General features: G+C 58.6%; 13 protein-coding genes and 1 pseudogene. 6 read left to right on the forward strand and 8 right to left on the reverse strand.

What is annotated here, in order from left to right:
• Positions 1–98 precede the first annotated feature (98 nt).
• Genes ACA056_RS10570 through ACA056_RS10580 form a run of 3 tightly spaced genes read right to left on the reverse strand, consistent with a single transcriptional unit; the run spans position 99 to position 4512 of the window.
• A complete protein-coding gene (locus ACA056_RS10570) occupies positions 99–1427 on the reverse strand; it encodes a TolC family outer membrane protein (RefSeq protein WP_497272506.1) in 1329 nt (442 codons plus the stop codon).
• A gap of 1 nt (position 1428) precedes the next feature.
• Positions 1429–2769 carry an HlyD family type I secretion periplasmic adaptor subunit gene (locus ACA056_RS10575; protein WP_497272508.1) on the reverse strand — a complete coding sequence of 447 codons (1341 nt, stop codon included), beginning with the start codon at positions 2767–2769 and terminating at the stop codon, positions 1429–1431.
• A 6-nt stretch (positions 2770–2775) separates the two neighbouring features.
• Entirely contained in the window at positions 2776–4512 is a 1737-nt protein-coding gene (locus tag ACA056_RS10580; RefSeq protein ID WP_462041387.1) for a type I secretion system permease/ATPase, read from the reverse strand.
• Positions 4513–5193: 681 nt separating this feature from the next.
• Here ACA056_RS10580 and ACA056_RS10585 point away from each other — a divergent pair.
• Positions 5194–16077 (forward strand): peroxidase family protein, encoded by a 10884-nt coding sequence (locus ACA056_RS10585; protein WP_497272510.1) that lies wholly within the window; start codon positions 5194–5196, stop codon positions 16075–16077.
• Positions 16078–16885: 808 nt separating this feature from the next.
• Positions 16886–17581: a tRNA (adenine(22)-N(1))-methyltransferase gene (locus ACA056_RS10590; protein ID WP_497272512.1), complete on the forward strand. Its 696-nt coding sequence runs from the start codon at positions 16886–16888 to the stop codon at positions 17579–17581.
• 29 nt (positions 17582–17610) lie between these two features.
• Here ACA056_RS10590 and ACA056_RS10595 read toward each other — a convergent pair whose 3' ends face one another.
• Positions 17611–18009 (reverse strand): hypothetical protein, encoded by a 399-nt coding sequence (locus ACA056_RS10595; RefSeq protein WP_497272514.1) that lies wholly within the window; start codon positions 18007–18009, stop codon positions 17611–17613.
• Between the two features lie 411 nt (positions 18010–18420).
• The gene (locus ACA056_RS10600) at positions 18421–19857 is read right to left on the reverse strand and encodes an IS1182 family transposase (protein ID WP_497272516.1); all 1437 of its coding nucleotides are present in this window, start codon (positions 19855–19857) and stop codon (positions 18421–18423) included.
• 244 nt (positions 19858–20101) lie between these two features.
• Between ACA056_RS10600 and ACA056_RS10605 the strand changes: the two genes are divergently transcribed.
• The gene (locus ACA056_RS10605) at positions 20102–20389 is read left to right on the forward strand and encodes a hypothetical protein (protein ID WP_497272518.1); all 288 of its coding nucleotides are present in this window, start codon (positions 20102–20104) and stop codon (positions 20387–20389) included.
• Between the two features lie 170 nt (positions 20390–20559).
• On the opposite strand, the gene ACA056_RS10610 is transcribed toward ACA056_RS10605, so the two are convergent.
• From ACA056_RS10610 to ACA056_RS10620, 3 genes are all read right to left on the reverse strand, one after another.
• Positions 20560–20961 (reverse strand): hypothetical protein, encoded by a 402-nt coding sequence (locus tag ACA056_RS10610; protein WP_497272520.1) that lies wholly within the window; start codon positions 20959–20961, stop codon positions 20560–20562.
• A 452-nt stretch (positions 20962–21413) separates the two neighbouring features.
• Positions 21414–22850: an IS1182 family transposase gene (locus ACA056_RS10615; RefSeq protein ID WP_497266342.1), complete on the reverse strand. Its 1437-nt coding sequence runs from the start codon at positions 22848–22850 to the stop codon at positions 21414–21416.
• A 147-nt stretch (positions 22851–22997) separates the two neighbouring features.
• Positions 22998–23423: a GNAT family N-acetyltransferase gene (locus ACA056_RS10620; RefSeq protein ID WP_497272521.1), complete on the reverse strand. Its 426-nt coding sequence runs from the start codon at positions 23421–23423 to the stop codon at positions 22998–23000.
• A gap of 242 nt (positions 23424–23665) precedes the next feature.
• Here ACA056_RS10620 and ACA056_RS10625 point away from each other — a divergent pair.
• The 3 genes and pseudogenes from ACA056_RS10625 to yiaY all read left to right on the forward strand — a co-directional run.
• Positions 23666–24007: pseudogene (locus tag ACA056_RS10625) on the forward strand (helix-turn-helix transcriptional regulator); the annotation flags it as partial.
• A gap of 156 nt (positions 24008–24163) precedes the next feature.
• Positions 24164–24910 carry a tetratricopeptide repeat protein gene (locus ACA056_RS10630; RefSeq protein WP_497272523.1) on the forward strand — a complete coding sequence of 249 codons (747 nt, stop codon included), beginning with the start codon at positions 24164–24166 and terminating at the stop codon, positions 24908–24910.
• A gap of 293 nt (positions 24911–25203) precedes the next feature.
• Positions 25204–26352, forward strand: coding sequence for an L-threonine dehydrogenase (gene yiaY, locus ACA056_RS10635; RefSeq protein WP_140679976.1), 1149 nt, complete (start codon positions 25204–25206; stop codon positions 26350–26352).
• Positions 26353–26389: the final 37 nt, after the last annotated feature.

The raw sequence follows: 26389 nt of genomic DNA on the forward strand, positions 1-26389 counted from the left end.
AGAAATGCAGAGTCCCTCAGCAGGTAGAGAACCCGGAAATGACATCCCGGGTCTCGTGTCGGGTTCCCTGCCTGGTAAAAGTGCCGCGCAGGTGAACGTCAGTTGGTGACCAACAGTTCCGGGCCGAGGTAGTCGTTGATGTGGTCGATATCGTCGTCGCCCAGACTGCCTACCGAAGAGGCCAGGCGCAGGCGCGACATCAAGTAGCGCAGCTTGGCCTCGAACAGGTCGTGGCGCGCAACGAAGAGCAGCTCTTCGGCATTGAGGACGTCCGCATTGGTGCTGGTGCCCCCCTCTTTGAAGCCCTTGCGTGTCGAGTTCAGTGAGCGTTCGTTGGACTCCACTGCCCTCTCCAGCGCGCGTATACGTTGGGCGCCGCTCTCTACGCCGCGATACTCACGGGTGGTACCGGTGATGACTTCCTGGCGCGTGGCGTCGAGTTCGTCCAGGGCCTTATAGCTATTGGCACTGGCCTGGCGTGTCAACGCGCTGGTGCCGCCACCGCTGTACAACGGGAAGTTTACTTCCAGCCCGATTGAGGCGTAGCGGTTGCGTTGATTCAGCTCGGAGATTGATTGGCTCTCGCCCGCGGTGTAACCGGCCACGAAGTCCAGTGTTGGCCAGTGGCCGGCCCTGGCGCGCTTTACTTCTTCTTCGGCGAGGTCGCTGCTATGACGGCGCGCATGGATCAGCGGGCTGTCGCTCTGGGCTTTGACCAACCAGTCTTGCAGGTTGCTCGGTAGCAGCGGTGGCGTATCGAAGCTCGGACGCAAGGTGGTGAGCGATTCGGGGGTATCACCGATAAATTCCTCAAGCTTGCGGCGCGCGTTGACCAGGTTGTCCTGCGCTTCGATCAGCTCAACCGCGGCGAGATCGTGGCGAGCGGCCGACTCGTCGATGTCGGTGACGGTGCCGGCCCCCAACTCCATGCGCCGTTTCGCCGAGGCGAGTTGTTCATCGAAGGCGCTCAGCTTGGACTTGGCAAGGGTGATGGTTTCGCTGGCCAGGAGCACGTCGAAATAGCTTTCAGCCAGTCGCACTGCGGCGTCCTGACTCTTGGCATCGAACACCGCGACGCTGTAGTCGGCACGCTGTTTACCTTGGCGGTACTCGGCCATTTTCTGTTTGTTGAACAGCGGCTGGCGCAAGCGCACGTTAGCGCCCTTGGAGTCGTAGTCGAGATCCCTTTCGATGCCGCTCTGACGCTGGGTGCCATTGACCTTGTTGTCGTAGGCCGAGGCATTGACCTGTGGTAGCAGGCCGGCCATGCCGATGGCGCGGTTTTCCACACCGGCCTCCTTTTCATGCACGGCGGCGCGATAGACGGGGCCTTGGTATTGCAACAGATCCCAGGCTTGTTTGAGGTCCATGGCGCTGGCCGGGAGGGACAGCGCTAGCAGGCAGAAGATCAGGCAATGACGGTCCATTTCATTGTTCCTTGAAGGAGCTGTCAACACGCTCGAGCATTGGTTTGAGAAGGTAGCTCATCAGGTTGCGCTCGCCCGTCTTGATAGTGACGCTGGCGGGCATACCCGGACGAATGTGATTGCTGCCAAGCAGGCTCATGCCATCGGGCGTGACTTCTACCTGAGCCAGGTAGAACGGCTGCTTGCTTTCCTCGTCGAGCAGGCGGTCGGCGGAGATGGTCTTCACGCGGCCGGGGATGTTGGGCGTCTGGGCGTGGTTGAAGGCCGGGAAGGCAATGTCTACGGCCAGGCCGGGGGCCATCTTGTCGATCGCCTGCACGGGAATCATCGCGTCGACCTGCAGCGGTTCGTTGTCCGGAACGATTTCCATGATCTTGAAACCGGGCTGAATGATCCCGCCGATGGTCGCAATGCTCAGGGACTGGACCATGCCATCGATCGGCGAGCGAATTATCGTGTGGGTCACTTCATAGTCCAGCGCACGCAAGCGGTCGGCCAGGGTGGTGTTTTCCTTGGCGGTGTCGGTGAGCTGCGATTCGACTTCCTTCTGGTAATCGTGCTGGCGCTGCAGGATGCGCAGCTTGATTTCGGTGGTCTGGCTACGTATGCGAGCGATGTTATTGAGGTTCTCGGCCTGGCCGGCGGAGAGGTCGGCATTGCTGCGTTCCAGCTCAAGCAGACGGTTGCGCGGCACATAGCCTTCGGCCGCCAGCACGCGGGTGCCTTTTAGTTCCTGGTCGAGGAAGTTAATCTGCGAGGCGCGGGCGCCATAGACCTGCTGCAGTCCCTTGAGCTGCACCGCCGACGCCGCAAGGTTTTCCTGCAGGATGCTGATTTCACCAGCGAGGCCGGCGCGCCGGGTGTCCAGCAGACGTTGTTGCAGATTCATGGCGGCCACCAGGCGGTGGTCATTCCCGAAGCGCTTGAGCAATTCGGGATCGTAGTTCACCACATCGAGGCCGTCACGTTCTGCTTCCAGGCGGTTTTCCACCGTCTTGCTGACGATGTACTGGGCGCTGATTGCACCCTGTTCGGCAAGTGCACGCAGCGAGTCGAGGCGGACCACCTCCTGGCCTTTTTTCACTGCATCGCCTTCGCGAACAAGAATGGCCTCCACGGTGCCGCCGCTCAGATGCTGTACGGCTTTGCGATTGCTGGTGACTTTGACCGTGCCTGTCGCGACCACGCCGGCATCCAGCGGCGCCAGCCAGGACCACAGAAGGAAGCCGCCGAAGCCGGCGAGCACCAGCCACATGCCCCAGCGCATGGGTTTGCCGACGTCCAGATCCACCTCGTTCCTGGGATCGGCGTGAATCATCTCGGTGGTTTGGCTCATTTGCATGATCGGTTACTCCCGTGCTTTGACGGAGGCCAGCGGAGTTGACGCGCCTGCAGGCATCACACTGGCCTTGCGCAGCGCTGCGAATACTTCGTCGCGGGTGCCGAGCATCTGCACGCCGCCGTCGCGCAGCATCAGCACCTTATCGACGGCGCAGAGCACATTGGGACGGTGGGAAATCAGAATGACGGTGGCGCCGCGGTTTTTGAGTTGGGCCAGCGCATCGACCAAGGCCTTTTCACCGACGTCGTCGAGGTTGGCGTTCGGCTCATCCAGCACAATCAGATTGGGTTCTCCATACAGCGCGCGGGCCAAGGCGATGCGTTGCTTCTGGCCTCCGGAAAGCGGGCTGCCATCGGTGCCCAGACGGGTCTCATAACCCTGTGCAAGACGCAGGATCATCTCGTGCACTCCAGTCGTCCTGGCGGCGCGGATGACCGCGTCGCTGTCCACTTCGCCAAAGCGCGCAATGTTGTCGGCGATGGTGCCCTCGAACAGCTCCACGTCCTGTGGCAGGTAACCGAGCCAGGGGCCAAGTTCGCCCTTGTTCCAGGTGAATATGTCCGCGCCGTCCAGGCGCACCTTGCCGGCCTGTGCCGGCCAGACGCCGACCAACAGGCGGGCGAGGGTGGATTTGCCCGAGGCGGATGGACCGATAATGCCAAGGCTTTCGCCGGGGGAAAGGTTGAAGCTCACCCCGCGCAGAATCGTGTTGCCGGTGCCGGGGGCACCGGCATACACATTCTCCACCGCCAGCATGCCCAGCGGTCGCTGCAGCGACATGCTCGGTGGCCGGCGCGGATAGTCGTTCAGCATCTCGTTCAACCGGCCCCAAGCCGAACGGCAGCCAAGCAGCTGCTTCCACGACGCGATGACTTGTTCCACCGGGCCCAGCGCGCGGCCGGTGAGGATCGAGCAAGCAATCATCATCCCGGGAGTGATCTTGCCTTCGATCGCCAGCAGCGCGCCGGCACCGAGGATCAGCGACTGCAAAGTGATACGCACGAAGCGCCCGGTGCTGCTGATCAGGGCGGCACGGTCGGAGGCCAGGGTCTGCATTTCCAGTATGCGCAAATGGCTTTGGTACCAGCGCTTGCCGATCGACGGCAGCATGCCCATGGCCTCGATGACCTCGGCGTTGCGCAGGTTGTTGTTGGCGTAGCTGGCGGAGGAGAGGGCGGCCTGATTGGCTTCGGCCAGCGGCTTTTGCGTCGCCTTCTCGGTGAGATAAGCCAGGCCCACCAGAATCAGCGAGCCGATCAGCGTGATCAGTCCGAGCAGCGGGTGGATCAGATAGGCGACCAGCAGGTAGATCGGCGTCCATGGCGCATCAAAGAAAGCGAACAGGCCATTGCCGGTGAGGAACTGACGCACCTGCGCGAGATCCTGCAGGGCCTGGGCCGGATTACCACCGGCGCGGCTCAGGTTGCGCTCGAATGCTGCGGTGAAAATGCGTCGATTGAGGTCCATGTCGAGGCAGTTGCCGACCCGGATCAGCACGCGGGTGCGGAACATTTCCAGCGTGGCCATCAGCAAGAACAGGCCTATCACCAGAATGGTCAACATCGTCAACGTTGTGACGTTGCGACTGACCAAGGCCCGATCATAGACCTGCAGCATATAAATAGCTGGCGTCAACATCATGACGTTGATGACGCCGCTGAACCCTGCCAGCGAGTAAAAACTGCGGCGAAGTCGAAAAAGCGCGTCAGCCAGTTCTGATCGAGTGCTCGATTGTTTGTGCATTTGGGTGACCCCTCTTCGAAAAGCCGTTAGCCCTTGCGGCGCAACAGCTAACAGATGTAGTCCGCAGGCAGTTTGTCGATACGCAGGGTGGTCGCTCTAGGGCGAATCTCCTGCAAATCTCTGCGTTGCTTCCATAGCCAGCAGCGTAGGTGGCGTCGAAACAATCTGAAATAACGTTTCGCTCTAATGCTGCAATGAACTATCTATAAGTCTTTTAAAAACAGCTAGTTGACAGGTCAATTACCAGTCGTCCGTTTTGCGCGTCGTAAAATTGACAATTTTTCGCTATGCAACTTTAGTCTCAGTCAATGAGGGAACCGCGCACCTGGAGCCTGTCAACTTTTTGGCAGCACAAGGTGTGATGATTTTCCCGATGGAGCACACCATGTCGATGATTTCGTTCTACTGCGGAGTGAAGGGGCTGTTCAGGAAGTTCGCCGTTACTTCAAGTTTCCATGGCCCACCCAGGGCTCGGACTCGCTCTGCCTAATCGCTCAGCGAGCCATTCTTTCGCGAATTCCAGGCGCGCATCCCGGAGGGGCCGTGTAACGGCTCTGCCTTCCCGCGCCAGCGCTCGCCCATAAAAAAGAACTAACACACTGCGCAAGCCAGCACCGGACTGGGCGTGGGAGGATTCTTATCGTCCCACGCCCTTCCTCAAAGAGATCGAGGGCAATCAAAATGGCCAATTTCAACAAGTCGGACCTGGAATTCATCCTCAAGCAAATCTTCATCGCAGAAGCGCATGCCGACGGCGCCAGCCTCAGTGATTTGCTACCCAACAGTCAGGTGCCATTCGGCCTGCGCACCGTCGATGGCAGCTACAACAACCTGGTCGCCGGGCAAAGCGAGTTTGGCGCTGCGGACAATTCCTTCCTGCGCCTGCTTGATGCCCAATATCGAGCGGCCTATGCCGCGTCAGGGACGGTGTCCGACTCGCAGCCACGGACTATCAGTAACCTGATCGTCGACCAGACCGCCAACAACCCGGCCGCAGTAGCGGCGAACGGCGGTGCAGACCCGGTGATCAGCCCCGGTCTGGATGGCGTGTTCGGCACGGCCGACGACAAGGAAGTGTTCTTTATCCCCAACGAGTCGCCGGACGTTGGTCTGACCGCCGGCTTCAACTCGTGGATGACCTTCTTTGGCCAGTTCTTCGACCACGGCCTCGACCTGCTCACCAAGAGCAGTACCGACATCGTGTTTATTCCGCTGCAGCCGGACGATCCGTTGTTCGTACCGGGCAGCCCGACCAACTTCATGGTGCTGTCACGTGCAGTGCGTACGGCCGGCGCGGACGGAATTCTCGGCACTAGCGATGATGACCAGCCCAACACCACCTCGCCGTTCGTGGACCAAAGCCAAACTTACAGCTCGCACCCCTCGCATCAGGTGTTCCTGCGCGAGTACGTCCTCAACGCGGCAGGTGACCCTGTTACAACGGGGCGCTTGATTACCAACCGCGATCTTGGCGCTGACGGCAAGTTCGGCACTGCCGATGATGGCGACGGCGAAAATGGCGGTATGGCGACCTGGGCAGTGGTCAAGGCCCAGGCCCGTGACATTCTCGGCATCAACCTGACCGACGCCGATGTGCACAGCGTGCCGCTGCTGGCAACCGATGCGTATGGCAACTTCATCCGGGGGGCAAGCGGCATGCCGCAGGTGGTGATGCGCGTCAGTAACGGTGCTGACGGGATCGCCGGAACAGCTGATGACGTCACTCAACTGGTCGAAGGCAACCGGGATGCTCCGATCAGCCTGGCCAGCGCCGTGAGCGCCGGGCATGGCTTCCTCGACGACATCGCCCACAATGCCGCGCCGGTAGTCGTCGGCGGGGTTCTGCAGGCGGATGCTGACACTGATATCGGTAATTCGCAGCCGGTTGGCGCAGGCGGCAACAACCTGACCTACGACAACGAACTGCTCGACGCTCACTACATTGCCGGCGACGGCCGGGTGAACGAGAACATTGGCCTGACCACCGTGCACCATGTGTTCCACTCCGAACACAACCGCCTGGTCCAGCAAACCAAGGACACCCTCCTTGCCGCCGGCGATCTGGCCTTCCTTAATGAGTGGCTGGTGGACGACGTGGCCGCGATTCCGACTACACCCGCCGGAATCGCGGCGTTGGTGTGGGACGGCGAACGCTTGTTTCAGGCCGCCAAGTTCGGCACCGAGATGCAGTACCAGCACCTGGTGTTCGAGGAGTTCGCGCGGACCATTCAACCGCAGGTCGACGCATTCCTCGCACCTAACGGGTATGACACCTCGATCAACCCGGCAATCCTCGCCGAGTTTGCCCACGTGGTGTATCGCTTCGGTCACTCGATGTTGACCGAGACCGTCGATCGCTTTGACCCCGAGTTCAATCCGCTCCTCACTGACCCGAACAACCCGGACTCGCAACTCGGTCTGATCGCGGCCTTCCTCAACCCGCTGGCGTTTGTCGGCAGCGGGGCGACTGCGGACGAAGCGGCAGGGGCGATCATTCGCGGTGTGACCCGCCAGCTCGGCAACGAGATCGACGAGTTCGTCACCGAAGCGTTGCGCAACAATCTGCTCGGTCTGCCGCTCGATTTGCCGGCCCTGAACCTGGCGCGCGGTCGCGACACTGGCATCCCCACGTTGAATGAAGCGCGCCGTGAGATGTACGCATCAACCGGCGACAGCCAACTCAAGCCGTACATCAGTTGGGCTGACTTTGCGGACAACCTCAAGCACCCCGAGTCGTTGGTCAACTTCATCGCTGCCTATGGCACGCATGACACGATTACGGCAGCGACCACACTGGCAGACAAACGCGCTGCAGCCTTGGCGCTGGTATTCGGCGGTGGTGGTTCACCGGCTGATCGCCTGGACTTCCTCAACAGCACCGGTGCCTATGCCAACGTAACGCTGGCCGGCAAGGATGGGCTGCTGGGTACTGCCGACGACGTGACGGGTGTGACGATCACGGGTCTCGACGACATCGACTTCTGGGTCGGTGGCCTCGCCGAGCAGAAAATGCCGTTCGGCGGCATGCTCGGCTCGACGTTCAACTTCGTGTTTGAAACTCAGATGGAGGCGTTGCAGGACGGCGACCGCTTCTACTACCTGTCGCGTACCGCGGGCCTGAACTTCGGCACCGAGTTGGAGAACAACTCCTTTGCCAAGCTGATGATGCTCAACACCGATGTCACCCACCTGTCGAACACCGTGTTCCTGACGCCGACATTCACCCTCGAAGTGAATCAGGCCAATCAGTTCACTAACCTTGGCGTGGACGGCAGCGCCGATCCGACGGGCGGCCTCATGATCAACGGCGTGGAAATCGTGCCGCTGGTTATCCGCGACAACCCCAACACCGTTGGCTCGGACAGTAATTATCTGCAATACACCGGTGAAGACCATGTCGTCCTGGGCGGCACCGCCGGCAATGACATCATCGTCTCCGGTGAGGGCGATGACACCCTTTACGGCGACGGCGGTAACGACCGCCTCGAAGGCGGCGCCGGGAACGATGCGGTACTGGGCGGCGCGGGCGATGACATCATCACCGACTCGTTCGGCGACAACCGTCTGGAAGGTAATGCCGGTAACGATGTGATCATCGCCGGTAGCATGCTGGTTGGCGGCAACCTGATCCTGGGGGGCGATGGCCAGGACTTCATCATCACCACCGAAGACGTCAGCACCACCTTCGGCGGTCAGGGTGACGATTTCATCCTCGGTGCCAAGACCAACCTGCCAGCTACTGGCAACGAAGGCGATGACTGGATCGAGAAAGGTACCCAGGACGGCGCGCCTGGCGATAACGCCTCGCCGTTGCTCAATGACGATACGATCGGCAATGACATCTTTGTTGGCGGTGGTGGCTTCGACGAAATGATCGGCGAGGGTGGCGATGACATCTTTGTCGGCAGCGATGCCCAGGACAATATGGACGGCATGTCCGGTTTCGACTGGGTGACCTACAAAAATGACAAGGCCGGCGTGACCGTTGACCTGACCATGGCCACGCTGGCGCAGCCACACGGCAACGCGCCAAACCAGAACAACGGGCCGTTCAATCCGGTCGGCGCCTCGCCGGCCTCGATCCTCGACCGTTTTGCCGAGGTCGAAGGCTTGTCCGGTTCGAAATTCGCCGATGTGCTCATGGGCGATAATGTTGATGCGGACACTATCATCAACCACGGTGGTGCCACGGGCGGTGCACTGACCAATGTGGCGTTGATCCGCGGACTGGAGCAGTTTCTGGCCGATGCCGGCTTGCCGACCACCGGCTTTGCCACGGGCAACATCATCCTCGGTGGTAATGGCAGTGACCTGATCGAGGGCCGCGGGGGCGATGATCTGATCGATGGTGACAAATGGATCAACGTCAGAATTGCGGTTTATGGCCCCAACGACGTCAACCATACCGGCCCCGAGATCGCCACCTTCGACAGCATGGTCGATATGATCCCGTTCATGCTCGACGGCACCTATAACCCGGGTCAGCTCAAGGCCGTGCGAGAAATCCTGCCCGGCACCTCGACGGGCGGGGCGGCCTTTGACACCGCCATTTTCTCCGGGCTTCAGTCCGAGTATGTGGTGACGCAGGACACTCGCGGCACAGCCAATGTGGCGGACGATGTCTGGACGGTGACCGATACCGAAGTGGGTCGCGACGGTACCGATACCTTGCTGCATATCGAACGCCTGCAGTTTGCCGATACCCAGCGAGTGCTGGTGACGGGGCTGAATGCACAACCGACGGGCAGGCCGACTGTCGCGGATGGAAACGGCGGCGCGATCACAGTGGGCGACACACTGACCGTCAGCATGGCCAATGTGCGCGATGCCAACAACATCGCGGCGGGTAACCTGCAGGGTTTCGTCAATAACGCCTCAGTGTCCTACTATTGGCAGTTCGAAGCCGACCCCGGCACTGGCGTGTTCGAAGACATCATCCTGCTGCCTGCGGGTGACCTGGCGTTCCAAAGCGCCGACGGCACCACGTTCAAGGTCTCCCCGGATCTTGCCGGGCTGTCACTGCGGGTCAAGGCGATCTACCAGGATGGTCATGGCACGACTGAAGTGGTGTTCTCGCAGCCGACTGACGTGGTGGCTCCCGGCGCGCCGGTCGTGCCGACGGCGTCGACACCGGTAGTCGATGCCACCGCGGGTGGCGAGGGCCTTCACATGGTCCGCTCCGACCTCAACTTCATCCTTGATCAGATCAAGATTGCCGAGGCTGATGCGGCCGGTCAGGACATCCTCTCGCTGATCCCGAATATCCGCGCGCCGTTGGGCCTGCGTGCGGTCGATGGCTCGAACAACAACCTGATGAACCTCAACGGCATTAACAACACCGAGTTTGGTGCTGCGGATAACACCTTCCCGCGCTTGACCGATCCGGTCTTCAATCCGGCGGAAGGTGCTCCTGCCGGCTTCTTCGGCCCCGGCTCGCCGGCCATTCCGGGATCGTCGTATCAGCAGACCAGCGGCTCAGTGTTTGACTCGCAACCGCGCACCATCAGTAACCTGATCGTCGACCAGACGTCGAACAACCCGGCGGCCTATGCCACGGCTTACGACCCGGGTGCGGACGGTATGCTCAACTTCGGCACGGTGGATAATGACGACGTGCTCAAGGATGGCGTACGGATAGTCGCCAGCCCCGGCATGGATGGTCAGTTCGGTACTGCCGACGACCACGATGTGTACCTGTTCGAGAACACCGCGGCGGACGCAGGGTTGTCCGCGCCGTTCAACGCCTGGATGACCTTCTTCGGGCAGTTCTTCGATCATGGGCTGGATCTGCTTACCAAAGGCGGTTCGGGCACCATCTTCATCCCGCTGCAACCGGATGATCCGCTGTATGTGCCAGGCGGCCACACTAACTTCATGGTGCTGACCCGCGCGACCAACCAGCCAGGGGCGGATGGCGTTCTGGGCACGGCCGACGACATTCATGAGCACACCAACACCACCTCGCCGTTCGTGGATCAAAACCAGACCTACAGCTCGCACCCATCACACCAGGTGTTCCTGCGCGGTTATGAGCTTACCGACAATGGCCCGATCGCAACCGGCAGGCTGATCACTAATCGAGACCTGGGGGTGGACGGCAAGTTTGGTACCTCAGACGACAGCGAAATCGGTGGTATGGCGACCTGGAAAGTGGTCAAGGCGCAGGCCAACGACATTCTGGGGATTCACCTTACCGATGCCGACGTCGAAAACGGCCCGCTGTTGGCGACTGACGCCTATGGCAATTTCATCAAGGGGCCGAATGGCTTCCCGATGGTCGTGATGAAGGGGGCTGACGGTCTTGGTGGCACGGCTGATGACGTGCTTGTCGAAGGCAATCCACTTTCTCCCATTAGCCTGACCAATGCTGTGCGCACCGGTCACCAGTTCCTCGCCGACATCGCCCACAATGCAGCGCCGGTGTTCAGCGGTGGTGTACTCGTGCCTGACGCGGATACCGACATTGGCAACGCAGTGCCGTTCAATCCGCAGACCGGGGCCAATCTGGCCTACGACAACGAGTTGCTCGATGCGCACTACATCGCTGGCGACGGCCGGGTCAACGAGAACATTGGCTTGACCGCGGTGCATGCGATCTTCCACGCCGAGCACAATCGGCTGGTTGTGCAGACCAAGGACACCGTGCTCGATTCGGGTGACGTGGCCTTCCTCAATGAGTGGCTGCTCGCTCCGGTGAGCGCGTTGCCAACCAACCAGGCTGAGATCGATGCGCTGGTGTGGAATGGCGAGCGCTTGTTCCAGGCTGCCAAGTTCGGCACCGAGATGCAGTATCAGCACCTGGTATTCGAGGAGTTTGCGCGGGCCATCCAGCCCAGGGTCGACCTGTTCTTTGCACCGACCCAGGTCTATGACGTTGACCTCGATGCCTCGATCGTCGCCGAGTTCGCCCACACCGTGTACCGGTTTGGCCACTCGATGCTGACCGAGACCGTCGATCGCTTCGACGTCGACTTCAACGTGGTCGGCGATCCGAACAGCGCTGATCCTGATCAGCAACTCGGCCTGATCGCGGCGTTCCTCAACCCGTTGGCGTACGCCGCCAGTGGCGTGACGCCCGAGGATGCGACCAGTGCGATCGTGCGTGGGATGACACGGCAAGCCGGTAACGAAATCGACGAGTTCGTCACCGAGGCGCTGCGCAACAACCTGCTGGGCCTGCCGCTCGACCTGCCGGCGATGAACATCGCCCGTGGCCGCGACGTGGGGATTCCTTCGCTCAATGCGGTCCGCCGCGATATCTACAGCCAAACCGGTGATACCCAACTCAAGCCTTACATCAGCTGGGTCGACCTGGTGCAGCACCTCAAACATCCAGAGTCGTTGATCAACTTCATCGCGGCCTATGGCACGCATGACACGATCACCGCGGCGACCACGCTTGAAGGTAAACGTGCCGCAGCCCTGGCGCTGGTATTGGGTGGTGATGATGCGCCGGCTGACCGCTTGGACTTCCTCAACGGCACCGGTACCTGGGCCAACGTAACGCTGGCCGGCAAGGATGGGTTACTGGGTACTGCCGACGATCTGAAGGGGGTGACTGTCACGGGCGTCGATGCCATCGACCTCTGGATCGGCGGCCTGGCCGAAGAGAAAACCCCGTTCGGCGGCATGCTCGGCTCGACCTTCAACTTCGTGTTCGAGAACCAGCTGGAAAAACTGCAGGACGGTGACCGCTTCTACTACCTGGAACGTACCGCTGGCCTGTCGATGAACGCCGAACTGGAAAGCAACTCGTTCGCCAAGCTGATCATGGCCAACACCTCGGCCACGCACTTGCCGGGTCTGGTGTTCTCGGACCCTGGACTCTATCTGGAAAGGGACCAGAGCAAGCAGTACAACGATGGCCTGGGTAACGCCGATCCGCTTGGCGGGGACGGCGAACAGGTGGTGTTCCGCGACAATCCGCTGACCGCAGGGCCGGACACCAACTACATCAAATACACCGGTGAAGAGCACATCGTGCTGGGCGGCACCAACAACGCAGACATCCTCATCGCAAGTGAAGGAGATGACACGGTCTGGGGTGATGGCGGCAACGATCTCATCGAAGGCGGTGACGGCAACGACCAACTGCGCGGTGGCGCCGGCGACGACATCATCACCGACCGCGGCGGCGACGATAATATCCAGGGTGGCGACGGCAACGACGTGCTGCACGGTGGCAACGGCGTCAACCTGATCATTGGCGGGTTCGGCAATGACTTCATCGTGACCGGTGAGGACGCTTCCGAGGCCATTGGTGGCCAGGGTAACGACTTCATCCTGGGCAGCAAAGCCAACGAACAGGACATGGGTAACGAAGGCGACGACTGGATCGAGAAGGGCACTTCGGACGGTGCACCTGGCGACAACTTCGACCCGGCGGGCAATGACCCGGTGATTGGCCACGATGTGTTCATCGGCGGTAACGAAAACGATAAGTTCAACGGCGAGGGCGGCGACGACATCATGGTCGGCAGTCTCGGCATGGGTGACCGCTACATCGGCGGCTCCGGCTATGACTGGGCGACCTTCAAGGGGCTCGCCCAAGGCGTGACCATCGATTACACCGACCGCTTTTTCGATGTTCCACCGATGCCAGGTTCGGGTGCTTCGGCGCTGGTACGTTTCGACATCATGGAAGGTCTATCGGGTTCATCGCACGGTGACTTCCTGCGCGGTGATAACCAAGATGCCACTTCGCTGCCTACTGCGGGTGCAACCGGCAGTGTGCTGACCAACATCAACCTGATCAACGGCCTGGCTGATTTGCTGCCAGACGGAGCGACGTACTTCGATGGCGGCAACATCATCCTCGGCGGTAGCGGTAGCGACCTGATCGAAGGTCGCGGTGGTGATGACATCATCGATGGTGACAAGTGGCTGAACGTACGCATCAGCGTACGGGAAAACGTTGATGGCACTGGCGCGGAAATCGCCACGTTCGACAGCATGGAGCCGATGGTGCAGTTGATGCTGAACGGTACTTACAACCCGGGCCAGTTGGTCATTGTGCGGGAGATTCTGACCGGCAATGACAGCTTCGACACCGCGCTGTTCTCCGGTAATTTGGGGGAATACGGCATCGAGATCGATGGCGACACTGTCATTGTGACCGACTCGGTGGCGGGGCGTGATGGCGTCGATCGCTTGACGGGCATCGAGCGTCTGCAGTTCGCTGACGTGGCGCAATCGTCCGGAGTGGGCACCGCTCAAAACAACGACCCGTCGGGTCATCTGGCAATCCTCGATGCTGCTACCGGTATGCGTGACGATACGCCTGTCGCGGGCCAGTTGCTGCGCGTCAGTGATCGGGGGGTACACGACGCGGACAACCAAAGCGTGGCCAACCCGACCGGTGCGGTGACCGGTGGGGTGGCTTACTACTGGCAGGTTGAAAACATTCCCGGGTCGGGCATCTTTGACGACATCACCGTTATCGCCGCTGGCGAGGCATCGCGGGCGAGTGGCACCACCTTCCGGGTGGGGGCCGATGAGGCGGGTCTGAACATCCGCGTCCGGGCGGTGTACCAGGATGCCAAGGGCACGCTGGAGATCGTCGACTCGTCCGGGAACAGTGCACCGACCGAAGGGGCGACCGTTACCGGGCTTGCCGCGCAGAACCAGGTGTTGACCGCTGACACGTCGAGCATCATCGACCTCGATGGCCTGAGCAATCCGCAGTTCACCTACCAGTGGCAGGTGAACGACGGGCTTGGCTTCGACAACATCGCCGGCGCTACCGGTAGCACGTTCGCGCTTGGTCAGGCTCAGGTCGACATGGAAGTGCGCGTGGTGATCGGTTACGTGGATGACTTCGGTGTGGCCGAAAGCGTTTCGTCCAACATCGTGGGTCCGGTGGACAACGTCAACGATGCACCGACTGCAGGGCCGACCGTAACCGGGCTTGCAGTGCAGAACCAGGTGTTGACTGCTAACCCGGCGAGCATCATCGACGTTGATGGCCTCAGCAATCCGCAGTTCACCTACCAATGGCAGGCGAACAACGGGCCTGGCTTCGTCAACATCGCCGGAGCTACCGGTAGCACGTTCGCGCTTGGCCAGGCTCAGGTCGGCCAGGCAGTTCGCGTGGTGATCGGTTACGTGGATGACTTCGGTGCGGCCGAAAGCGCTTCGTCCAACATCCTGGGACCGGTGACCAACGTCAACGATGCACCGACAGGCGCGTTGCTGATCAGCGATACGACACCGGATCAAGGGCAGGTGCTGACCGCGCTGACGGGTGGGATCGCCGATGCGGATGGGCTGGGCACATTCAGCTTCCAATGGCAGCAAGGTGTCGGCGCTTCCTTCACCGACATCAACGGCGCGACTGCTGCGACCTTCACCCCTGGTGCGGCGCAGGGCAATCTGCAACTGCGAGTGATCGTGCGCTACACCGATGGCTTCGGCACGCTGGAGTCGGTGACCTCGGCGGCGACGGCGGCGGTTACGGTAATAGCTGGTGTGGTACTGCAGGGCAATGCTTTGGCGAACACCCTCACCGGCACCGCGGGTAACGATGTGCTGTTTGGCCTGGGCGGGAACGATACGCTGAATGGCCTCGCCGGTATCGACCAGCTGTTTGGCGGCACTGGCAACGACATCCTCAACGGCGGAGGCGACAACGACGTCCTCAATGGCGAGGACGGCAACGACACCCTCAACGGTGGGCTCGGCGAGGATGCCATGAGCGGCGGTGCCGGCAACGACACGTTTGTGGTCGACAACGTCGGTGACCTTGTCACCGAGGCGCTGGGTGGTGGTACCGATCTGGTGCAAACCAGCCTGACGAACTACCTGCTCGGTGCCAACGTCGAGAACCTGACCTATACGGGCGCCGGTAACTTCACCGGTACCGGTAACGCGCTAGCCAACACCATCACCGGCGGGGTGGGTAACGACTTCCTCAATGGCGGTGCAGGTGCTGACCGGTTGGTGGGGGGGGCGGGCAACGATACCTACGTCGTCGATGCAGCCTTGGACGTGGTGGTCGAGGTGGCGGGTGGCGGTACGGACACCGTGCAGACTTCGCTGGCCAGCCACACGCTGGGCGCTAATGTCGAGAATCTGACCTACACCGGAGTCGGCAACTTCGTCGGCAACGGTAACGGGTTGAGTAACGTCATCACCGGCGGGGTGGGTAATGACACCCTCAATGGTGGCGGCGGCAACGACCAACTGTTCGGTGGCATTGGCACGGATAACCTGAACGGCGGCACTGGCGATGACAGCCTCGACGGCGGTGATGGCAACGATACGGTCACTGGCGGTGCCGGCAACGACGTGATGGTTGCCAGCAGTGGCAACGATATCTTCATGTTCGCAGCGGGCTTCGGGGCCGATCAGATCATCGGCTTCGATGCCAACGCGGTGGGAGGCCAGGACCGGCTCGATATTTCCGCGTTCGGCGTCACTGCTGCGACCTTTGCCGGCAGCGTCATCATCACCGATCTCGGTGCGGATACCTTGATCAGCTCCGCAGGAATAGCTGACTCCATCCGCCTGGTCGGTGTGGCCGATGCAACAACTGTCACTGCCGCAGACTTCATTCTCGCCACTTGAGGTCCTGATCAGTACTGTCGCAGACGCGTAAAAAGAGGAGGGGAAGGCATGGATGCCCTCCCTTTTTTCTTTGAAAAACTGGCTGTTTGTTGAGCTGAAAATGGGTGAACCACCCTGGCAGGTCGGTATGTCGGACCGTAGGAAACGCTCGATCAACATTTGACTGGGGAGTGGAAAAAGAAGGACCGTCAATGCTCTGGAATCAGGCGTTGGATCCAGAGCAGCAGGCAGCGATCCAAATTGGATAAATGCGGTCTTTGACGGATTTTCAGCGAATGACTGTCGCGCAACTCAATAGGACTTGCCTGCGAACCTGAGTGCTTCCCTCTGACTCTTAACTGCTGAACAAGCTGATAAGACTCCAGGCTGCCCCTATCGCAAAAATGAAAAGAATGAGTACCAGCGTGAGGATTAGCGGTTCGACGCGCATGAAAGTGACTCCTCAGAAGGGCTAGCAATGCGCGCCTGATCTGCGGCGCAGGTGTTTTTCAAGGCAACGGTTGCATGTATAGGGAGTGCCTCAGGAAAGTTGTTTTCCAGTGGTAACAGCTTCAAACTCTCAATTAATGCGCTAGTGAACTCACAGCATTCTCTATGCCAAAAAATTTAACAGCCTATAATTCCCCGCCGTCGGGGCTGCCTGATTCTGTGGCCAGTTCTCCATCAAAAAAGTTGAAACAGGAAGCGGGTAATACAGCCCATTTATGGGGGATCTCTCACAATGTGGGTACGGCAATACCACAGGTGCTTGCGCCTTCCGCAACCTGCTGATATCGACCTGATGCGGACACTGAAAAAGGAACTGCAGTTGAACGAACACACATTGTCCCAGCGCCTGGAGCGCGTGGCGGCGCATGTGCCAGCAGATGCGCGCCTGGCCGATATCGGTTCGGATCACGGCTACCTGCCGGTGGCGTTGATGCGCCGTGGCGCCATCGCGGCGGCGGTGGCCGGCGAGGTGGCCTTGACGCCGTTCCGCTCGGCCGAACGCACCGTGCGCGAGAACGGCCTGGAGCAGCGGATCACCGTGCGCCTGGCCAAGGGTCTGGCGGCGATCGAGCCGGGAGACGGGATCACGGCGATCAGCATCTGCGGCATGGGCGGCGAGACGATCCGCGACATCCTCGACAGCGGCAAGGCGCGCCTGAGCGGTCAGGAGCGCCTGATTCTGCAGCCCAACGGCGGCGAGCAGCCACTGCGCCAATGGCTGATGGAAAATGGCTACCGCATCCTCTGCGAGGAACTGCTGCGGGAGAATCGCTTCGACTACGAAATCATCGTCGCCGAGCGCGCCGGGCCGGTGATGTACACCGCCGAGGAGCTTTACTTTGGCCCGCTGCAGATGCAGGCACGCAGCCCGGCGTTCCTGATCAAGTGGCAGCGCATGCTGCGCGAGAAGCAGAAGACCCTGACCCACTTCGCCCGTGCGCGGCAGGCCGTGCCCGAGGAGAAAGTGCAAGACATCGCCCGGCAGGCCCGGTGGATCACCAAGCTGCTGGCTTGATCCCGGCGGACTGATCCCGTGGCTTCGCACTAGCGACGATAGTAGCGGTGATCGTCCTCGTAGCGGTGCCGCATGGCCCGATCTTGATGGCGCTCCCAATCACGACGGCGTTCAGCTTCTCGGCGGGCTTGCTCTCTACGCCACTTATCTCTACGCCAGTCGTCTCGGCGCCAATCGTCTCTACGATCGTGCCAACGGCCGTCATGCCAGTACCGGTCGTCATGGGCAAGCAACGGCCCTGGCTGCTTGCCGGCCATATTGGCCAAGGTCGGCCAAGGGTTGCCGGCGGCCTGGACAGGAGCCTGAACGGCTGCGACTTCAGTTGCGAAAACAGGGGTTGAGGTCTTCATCTGTGTTGCTGATGCCGAGCCCACTGCCGCGAACGCGAACAGGCCGAAGAGCACCATCCGTGGGTCATGGAATTTCATGAGCGAAGACAACCTCTGATTGACAATTGGACGTGTGGCCATCTGGCTGCGGGACGCCTGCGGGTTCGCGCTTACCGAGCGGATGTGCCTATCCACATAGACAGATAAAAAGGGAAAAGTTCTAGGGCGCCGCTGCATAAATAGCCAACGGCCTCAGTGTTCGGCCTTCTTTGAGGTTTGCTATCTCGATGTCCCTTCTGGCCGATAGCTACCGGTTGCGAAGGGCAGCAATCGACCCAGGCTGTGTGAAAACGCACTAAATACGTAGAAAACTGAAAGTTGCGAAGGTTGCCTGTGGAAGGAGCGGACGGAAGCGCGAATTGCCTTGATCAGTTGCATAGACGTTCGTATTGCCGTTTGGGCCGCGTCAGCGGCCCAAACAGCCACTCACGGACGATCAAGCGGCTGGATTCACGCCCTCATCGCTTCAAGCAGTCCTGCGATGCCGAAGATGCTCATCATTCGTTTGAGGTTGTAGGCGAGCACATGAAGGCTCATCTCGGTGCTTACCCTTGGTAGGGTTTTGGTCAGGAAGTGGGTACTTCCCATCCAGTATTTGAGCGTTCCAAAAGGATGTTCAACGGTCTGTCGGCGACGCCTCATCATCGTTGGATCATTTTCCAGCCGTACCTGCATCGCGTCGATTACCGCCTCATGTTCCCAGCGCTTCACACGGCGCTCCTTACCCGTCGTACATTGCTTTTGCATTGCACAGGACTGGCAACCCGAGAAGTAGTAACAATGCAATAACATGCCGTCTTCCATCGACGAATGCCGCCGGGTCAGTAACTGTCCCGCAGGGCATCGATACTCGTCCGACGCCGCAAGATAGATGAAGTCCTGCTTACCAAATCGGCCTTCGGCTTTGCTGCCAGATGTCAGGGGTTTCGGTACGAAGGTAGTGATGCCGGTTTGCTCGCATGCAAGGATTTCCAGACCTTTGTAATAGCCTCGGTCATCCACCACCGTTAGCGATTCGGCCCTGATTTCTTCACGCGCTTGGTGCGCCATATTGCTCAGTTGCCCACGATCATTACCAACGTTGGTCACCTCATGGGAAATGATCAGATGGTGTTTGTCGTCGACAGCTGTTTGTACGTTGTAACCAACCGTTCCGGTGCCTCGGCCGCTCGTGGCCATTGAGCGTGCATCTGGGTCTGTGAGGGAGATCTGCTGGTCTGGACTTTCGTGGAGCTGCGCCTCGATTTCCTTGAGTTTCTGCATCTGCTGTTTCAGCGTTTCGATTTTTTCTTTCAGTCGCTCGGCCTTGGCCTCGGCCACTTCTGGCGTTGCCCGATCCGCCGAATCCATCGCCGCAAGATAACGGTCAATGCTCTGCTCGATCTGTTGCATGCGCGCCTTCACTTTGCCCTGGGTGAAGTTACGGTCGCGGTTGTTGACGGCTTTGAATTTGCTGCCGTCGATGGCGATGATCGATTGGGAGAAGAGATTGAGGTTGCGGCAAAGCACTACGAATTGTCGGCAGACGCTGCGAATGGCTTTGCCGTTGTCTTTGCGAAAGTCGGCAATGGTTTTGAAATCTGGAGCCAAGCGGCCCGTCAGCCACATCAACTCGACGTTACGCTGGGCCTCACGCTCAAGCCGGCGGCTGGACTGAATCCGATTGAGATAGCCGTAGATGTAGATCTTCAGCAAGATCGCAGGATGGTAGGCCGGACGGCCCGTTGCAGCAGGATCGATACCTTCAAACCCAAGTGCTCCCATATCGAGTTCATCGACAAAAACGTCGACCACTCTCACTGAGTTTTCTTCAGCTATGTAATCATCCAAGCACTCGGGCAGCAACGTGACTTGAGTGCGTGCCTCACCTTCAATGAATCGTTTCATGATCGTCCCCGATACGATCTCGACGATCACAAGGTTAGACAATCACAGGCGCTTTCACACAGTCAGGAGCGATTGCAGCCAGCAGCAGAACTCAATTTGCACTGCTGCAATCGAGTGATAACGCTGATATTTCGGGTGACAAAAAGGCGCTCGTTAAATGCCTGACCAAGTACTCGATTAATTAGCGCCGTTCGACGGAATGCCACCCTGTGGCTCCCGCGTAATCAAGTCATTAGGTACCTAAATGGGCCCGTATCGCATACTAGTTTCAGAGATAGAAAAATTCGATAGATGGGAACAGCCTTGGAGTTTTTATGAGGCTTTATCAACGTCACCTTCTCTGGATATAAATGCCCGTGAAAAGCAGCAAAGCGTATGGGCTACAGCAATTGACGGCTCAAGCTGGCTACTGAGCAAAGACTTTGCTGATGGTTGCTCGCTCGTAGATGCTCGTCTTGAGTTAGGTTTTCCTTGGCTTTCTGCCAAGGCCCGACGGCAACTGGTCAAGGGAGCCTCCTATCAATGGCGTTAGCAACCCAAGCAACTCCCAGACTTCAGCGTAACCAGTGTGTTTTCACACAGCCTGGACCCGAAGCAGACGGTGGTTACCCTGCCGATCTTGCCCAGAAAAGGCCATTCGATTCGTCTACGAAAATGGGAGCGACTCATAGAGTTGTTGTGGTTGAGGAGTTATTCAGTGAATTATTTTAGGTAAGTGGTGTTATTTTTAATTATTGCAGTGGATTGGATTTCGATTGCGCTGCACTTAATTAGATTTTTGGATAGGAAGTCTACAATCTGCGCTTTCTCTTTTAAAGATGAAGCATCAGTGGCTTGGCGTTGGATTTCTTTGTTCAAGTTCTCTGCTAGCGTTTCATATGAAGAACTGAATTGGTGTGATAGAGCGTAATGTGTGCCGAATTTAGATTCATACTCTTTCTTGGCTTCTGGCTTGATCAATACTTGTGCTGCAACATAAAATGCAGCACAGCTTGTGTTAGCCATCGCAAGCGGTTCAAGATTCAAGCCTTTTTGATCCGCTGACACGTTGTGAGTAATTGCTGAAAGTGAAATTAAAACTATCTTTAGATGCTTGAGTTTCATGTTTTTAGATCCGGTATAACGACGAACAGGCCCTGAATGGGGAAAAGTACTTTCGTGGACTTGATGGATAACATTCCTTGTTTCCTGTCTAGTCTGGGTTTTGCAGGGGAGCCGATGGCCACGTAAAGGAGCTTACACCATGGCTGGAACGCTACGGTTACTCCCGCAGATACACGAGCAAAATCAGCTTAAACACTACTCGATTCGTTTTGCTCGAGTCTACTGCGCCTGGCCGCTCATGCCGATTTCAGCCTGTCACCAGGGGCAGCCATCGACCCAGGCTGTGTGAAAACGCGCTAAATACGTCGAAAACTGAGAGGCGCGAGGATTGCCTGTGAAATCAGCGGGCGGAAGCGCGAATTACCTTAGTCAGCTACATAGACGTTCCTAATGCCGTTTGGGCCGCGTCAGCGGCCCAAACGGCTACTAACGGGCGAGCCAAGCGGCTGGATTCACGCCCTGATCGCCTCAAGCAGTCCTGCGATGCCAAAGATGCTCATCATTCGTTTGAGGTTGTAGGCGAGCACATGAAGGCTCATTTCGGTACTTACTCGCGGAAGTGTTTTGGTCAGGAAGTGGGTGGCTCCCATCCAATATTTGAGCGTTCCAAAAGGATGCTCAACAGTCTGGCGGCGAACCTTCATCTTCCCCGGGTCATGCTCCAGCCGAACCTGCATCGCGTCGACTACCGCTTCATGTTCCCAGCGCTTCACCCGACGCTCCTTACCCGTCGTACATTGCTTTTGCATTGAGCAGGACTGGCAGCCTGAGAAGTAATAACAATGCAATAACATGCCGTCTTCCGTCGACGAATGTCGCCTGGTTAGTAACTGCCCCGCAGGGCATCGATACTCGTCCGACGCCGCAAGATAGATGAAATCCTGCTTGCCAAATCTGCCTTCCGCTTTGCTGCCAGATGTGAGGGGTTTCGGTACGAAGGCAGTGATGCCGGCTTGCTCGCAAGCAAGGATTTCCAGACCTTTGTAATAGCCTCGATCAGCCACCACCGTTAGCGATTCAGCTCCAATTTCTTCACGCGCTTGGTTCGCCATATTGCTCAGCTGCCCGCGATCATTGCCAACGTTGGTCACCTCATGGGCAATGATCAAATGGTGTTTGTCGTCGACAGCGGTTTGCACGTTGTAGCCAACCGTCCCGGTGCCTCGACCGCTCGTGGCCATTGAGCGTGCATCTGGGTCTGTGAGGGAAATCTGCTGGTCTGGACTTTCGTGGAGCTGTGCCTCGATTTCCTTGAGTTTCTGCATCTGCTTTTTCAGTGTTTCTATCTTTTCTTTAAGCCGCTCTGCTTTGGCCTCGGCCACTTCGGGCGTTGCCCGATCCGCCGAATCCATCGCCGCCAGATAGCGATCAATGCTCTGCTCGATCTGCTGCATGCGTGCCTTCACCTTGCCCTGAGTGAAGTTGCGGTCGCGATTATTGACGGCTTTGAATTTGCTGCCGTCGATGGCGATGATCGACTGAGAGAAGAGATTGAGGTTGCGGCAAAGAACTACGAACTGGCGGCATACGTTGCGAATGGCTTTGCCGTTGTCTTTGCGAAAGTCGGCAATGGTTTTGAAGTCCGGAGCCAAACGCCCCGTTAGCCACATCAACTCGACGTTGCGCTCGGCCTCACGCTCAAGCCGGCGGCTGGACTGAATCCGATTGAGGTAGCCGTAGATATAGATCTTCAGCAACACCGCTGGGTGGTAGGCCGGACGACCCGTTGCAGCAGGATCAACACCTTCAAACCCAAGTGCACCCAGGTCGAGTTCATCGACGAAAACGTCGACCACTCGGACTGGATTTTCTTCGGTTACGTAATCGTCCAGACACTCCGGCAGCAAGGTGACTTGCGTCCGAGCCTCACCTTCAATGAATCGCTTCATGATCGCCCCCGCTACGATCTCGACGATCAGAAGATTAGACAATTGCAGGTGTTTTCACACAGCCTGGGCCCAAAGTGGACATTGAAGACGAGCGCCAAATGACCGATGCATCCAAGCATAAAGTGGAGTAATCGGCACAATAAGCTGTCAGCACAGCCGTTTCTGGTAATAGAGCCGGGTATGTCCCGGCGGATAATCTGCCAAGCGTCCAAATTCGGAGTAACCAAGTTTTTGATAAAACCCCGGTGCCTGAAAGCTGAAGGTCTCCAGCCAAATACCAATGTAGTGCTTTTTCTTTGCGACTTCTTCCGCCATGTGCATCAACCGCTCTCCGATACCCTGACCACGCATCGACTCGGGAACACTGACAAGATCGATTAGTAGCCATCGATAAGAGGCCTTGCCATACAGTCCACCAATGACTTCATTGCTATCGGGGTCTCGTAGCAACAGCGCAAATGTTTCATGGGCATCGTCCCCACCGTTGGCCAGGTTATGGGCCAGCAGCGGGTTCAAAATTCCTAACCTTTCTGCTTCAGTCACATTTGTCGAAAGCTGGATTTCTAAAGGCATGGTGCTCTCCCTGAGCGATGAATAATCGAGACAACAAGGTAGCCCATTTCTGTCATCGCCGAGTGGGTCAGCAAACTCTCATGTGGTTTTGTAAAGACGGATTGAAGGGCTGCTTTTGGCCGTTTTCTGCCGGTCGCGCCGAAGATAGTCTGGATCGAATCTAACCACTGACTCGCCAGGTGCGCGTCCGAGCGAAATGTTGATCTGCGGGACCAGGCCTGGATTCATCCCTCTTTTTGGCTCGAGGGTGGCTGGCGGGTTTGCGAGATCCGCATATCGGGCGCGCACTGGCGCTGCTCCATGCTCGTCCAACCGAGGGCTGGACGGCAGAAGCCCTGGCGCTTGAAGTGGGCATGTCGCGCTCGGTATTCGCGGAGCGATTCACGGCATTGGTCGGACAGCCACCGATGCAATACCTGACACTCTGGCGTATGCACGTGGCGGCTCAACATCTGCGCGAAGGTCGCGGTAATGTGGCGCAAATCGGCTTTGCAGTTGGCTATGAATCCGAAGCTGCGTTCAGTCGCGCATTCAAACGCCAGTTCGGCACATCACCCGGCACCTGGCGCAGACAATCAGCATGAGAAGTCTGCGGATTCCACGCCATCCGCAGTGGCCGTCGCAGCGGGAACTTCAAGGTACTGGCCAGGTCAATAGGGGCCCTGTATCGGAGATGCCGAGCAGCGCTGGTGGCCTGTTTTACGGCAGTGCCGTCCTAGATCATCCGAGTCCGCCCCCTGATGCCAACCAAGAGTTTTCTGCCGGGTCTCTTTCTGGCGTTCTGCGCCGTCGCGTCGATTTGCTCGGTTGCTGCCGAGCGAAGTGCGCCCTCGCAAAGTAACAGCGCATCAACCACGCTAATCGAAACTGCCTCGCGGCAGTATGAAAATGGCCAGTTGGACCAAGCCGCTGCCACGCTGGAGCGTGCCCTGCATATCCAGCCGAACAATCCCGCGACGCTGCATTACCTCGGTGTGTTGCGTCTTCAGCAGGGGCAGTACCAGCAGGCTGAAACGTTGGCGGCGCGCTCGAACATGCGGGTTGGTCGCAACCTCGAGTTACGCAACCGCAACCTCCAATTGATCCAGGCGGCGCAGCAGGCCAAGGCTTCGAGTACCTCACCCAACGCCAAAGAGGACCTGGTCGCAGTACAGAAGGGGCTCGAAGAGGAGGCCAAAAAGCGCCGCGAAGCAGAAATGGCCGCTGCTGAACAACCCAACGCTGGCAACTTCGCTAGCGCAAAGGCAGAGAGGGTATCGGATTCGCCGACAGCTGGCAGACCACGGCCCGAAGGAGAATTGCCAGTGGCTTTCGTCGAGCCAGAGCCGGCGTACGATGAGGTTGAGATTCCCCGCGGCCATTGGCCGCCTCCGGGTAAATGCCGAATCTGGTTTCCTGATCGCCCGCCCGGGCATCAGCCCAAACCCGGCAAATGCAAGAAGCTGCGATATCGGGTTCCGTCAGGAGGCTACCTGGTGCACGGTTGAGTTTATGAGTGTCCTGCGCATTACCTCCCAGTACTAAAGGAGGTGCCAGTGAAAGCTAAAGGACCATTCCAGTCTGGCGTCATGGGTTTAGGCTCAATCCCATGATCAAAAGATACCGGCTGCGATGGCCCATTCACCTCTGCATCTTAAAACGCTGTTCGCCTGAACACTTGATGCAGCACGTCTCCCGCTGAACTTCGTCACTGATGACAATCAGCCCCGCCTCACAGCCTGCGATATGAGTAGAAGACCTCACCTGATTTCCGGGTTTCCAGAATAAAAGAGGAATTATCATGAGCAGCACCTTCTTCATTCCATCCGTGAACATGATGGGCATTGGCAGTCTCGACGAAGCGATGCTCGCAATCCGCAAATATGGTTTTCGTAAAGCCTTGATCGTCACTGATGCAGGCCTGGCCAAAGCCGGCGTGGCCGCCAAGGTAGCCAGCCTTCTGGCCCAGCAGGACATCAACTCCACCCTGTTTGATGGCGCAAAACCGAATCCGACGGTCAGCAATGTCGAGAAAGGCCTTGAGCTGCTTGGTCGCAGCGATTGTGATTTCATTATTTCCCTGGGCGGCGGTTCACCTCATGACTGCGCCAAGGGCATTGCCCTGTGCGCCGCCAACGGCGGGCACATCAGTGATTACGAAGGCGTGGATCAATCCGCCAAGCCACAGATGCCGTTGATCGCGATCAATACCACCGCTGGCACGGCGAGTGAAATGACCCGTTTCTGCATCATTACCGACGAAGTCCGGCACGTGAAAATGGCCATCGTCGACCGTAACGTCACCCCACTGTTGTCGGTCAACGATCCTTCGCTGATGGCAGGCATGCCCAAAGGCCTGACCGCCGCCACCGGCATGGACGCGCTGACCCACGCTATCGAAGCCTACGTGTCGACTGCGGCAACGCCGATCACCGATGCCTGTGCACTCAAGGCCGTGGAATTGATCTCGGCCAACCTGCGCACTGCCGTTGCCCAGGGTGACGACATGACTGCCCGGGAAAATATGGCCTACGCGCAATTTCTTGCCGGCATGGCCTTCAACAATGCTTCGCTGGGCTATGTCCACGCCATGGCGCACCAACTGGGTGGGTTCTACGACCTGCCCCACGGTGTCTGTAATGCGATCCTGCTGCCCCATGTCGCCAGCTTCAACGCCAGCGTATGCCCGGCCCGGTTTAAAGACATCGCGAACGCAATGGGTGTCGACACCCAGCATCTGGATGCGGAAAAAGGCGCCGCCGCGGCCATCACCGCCATCCGTAAACTGTCTTCGGATGTCGGTATCCCGAGCGGCCTCGCCGAACTGGGCGCCAAGGCCGACGATATCCCGATCCTGGCAACCAATGCCATGAAGGATGCCTGCGGCTTTACCAATCCGCGTCCTGCCAATCAGGACGAGATCGAGCAGATTTTCCATACCGCGATGTAACCGATGTGAAGTGACGCCAGCCAGATCAAAAGCCCCG

This window comes from Pseudomonas sp. LBUM1666 (assembly GCF_059695775.1).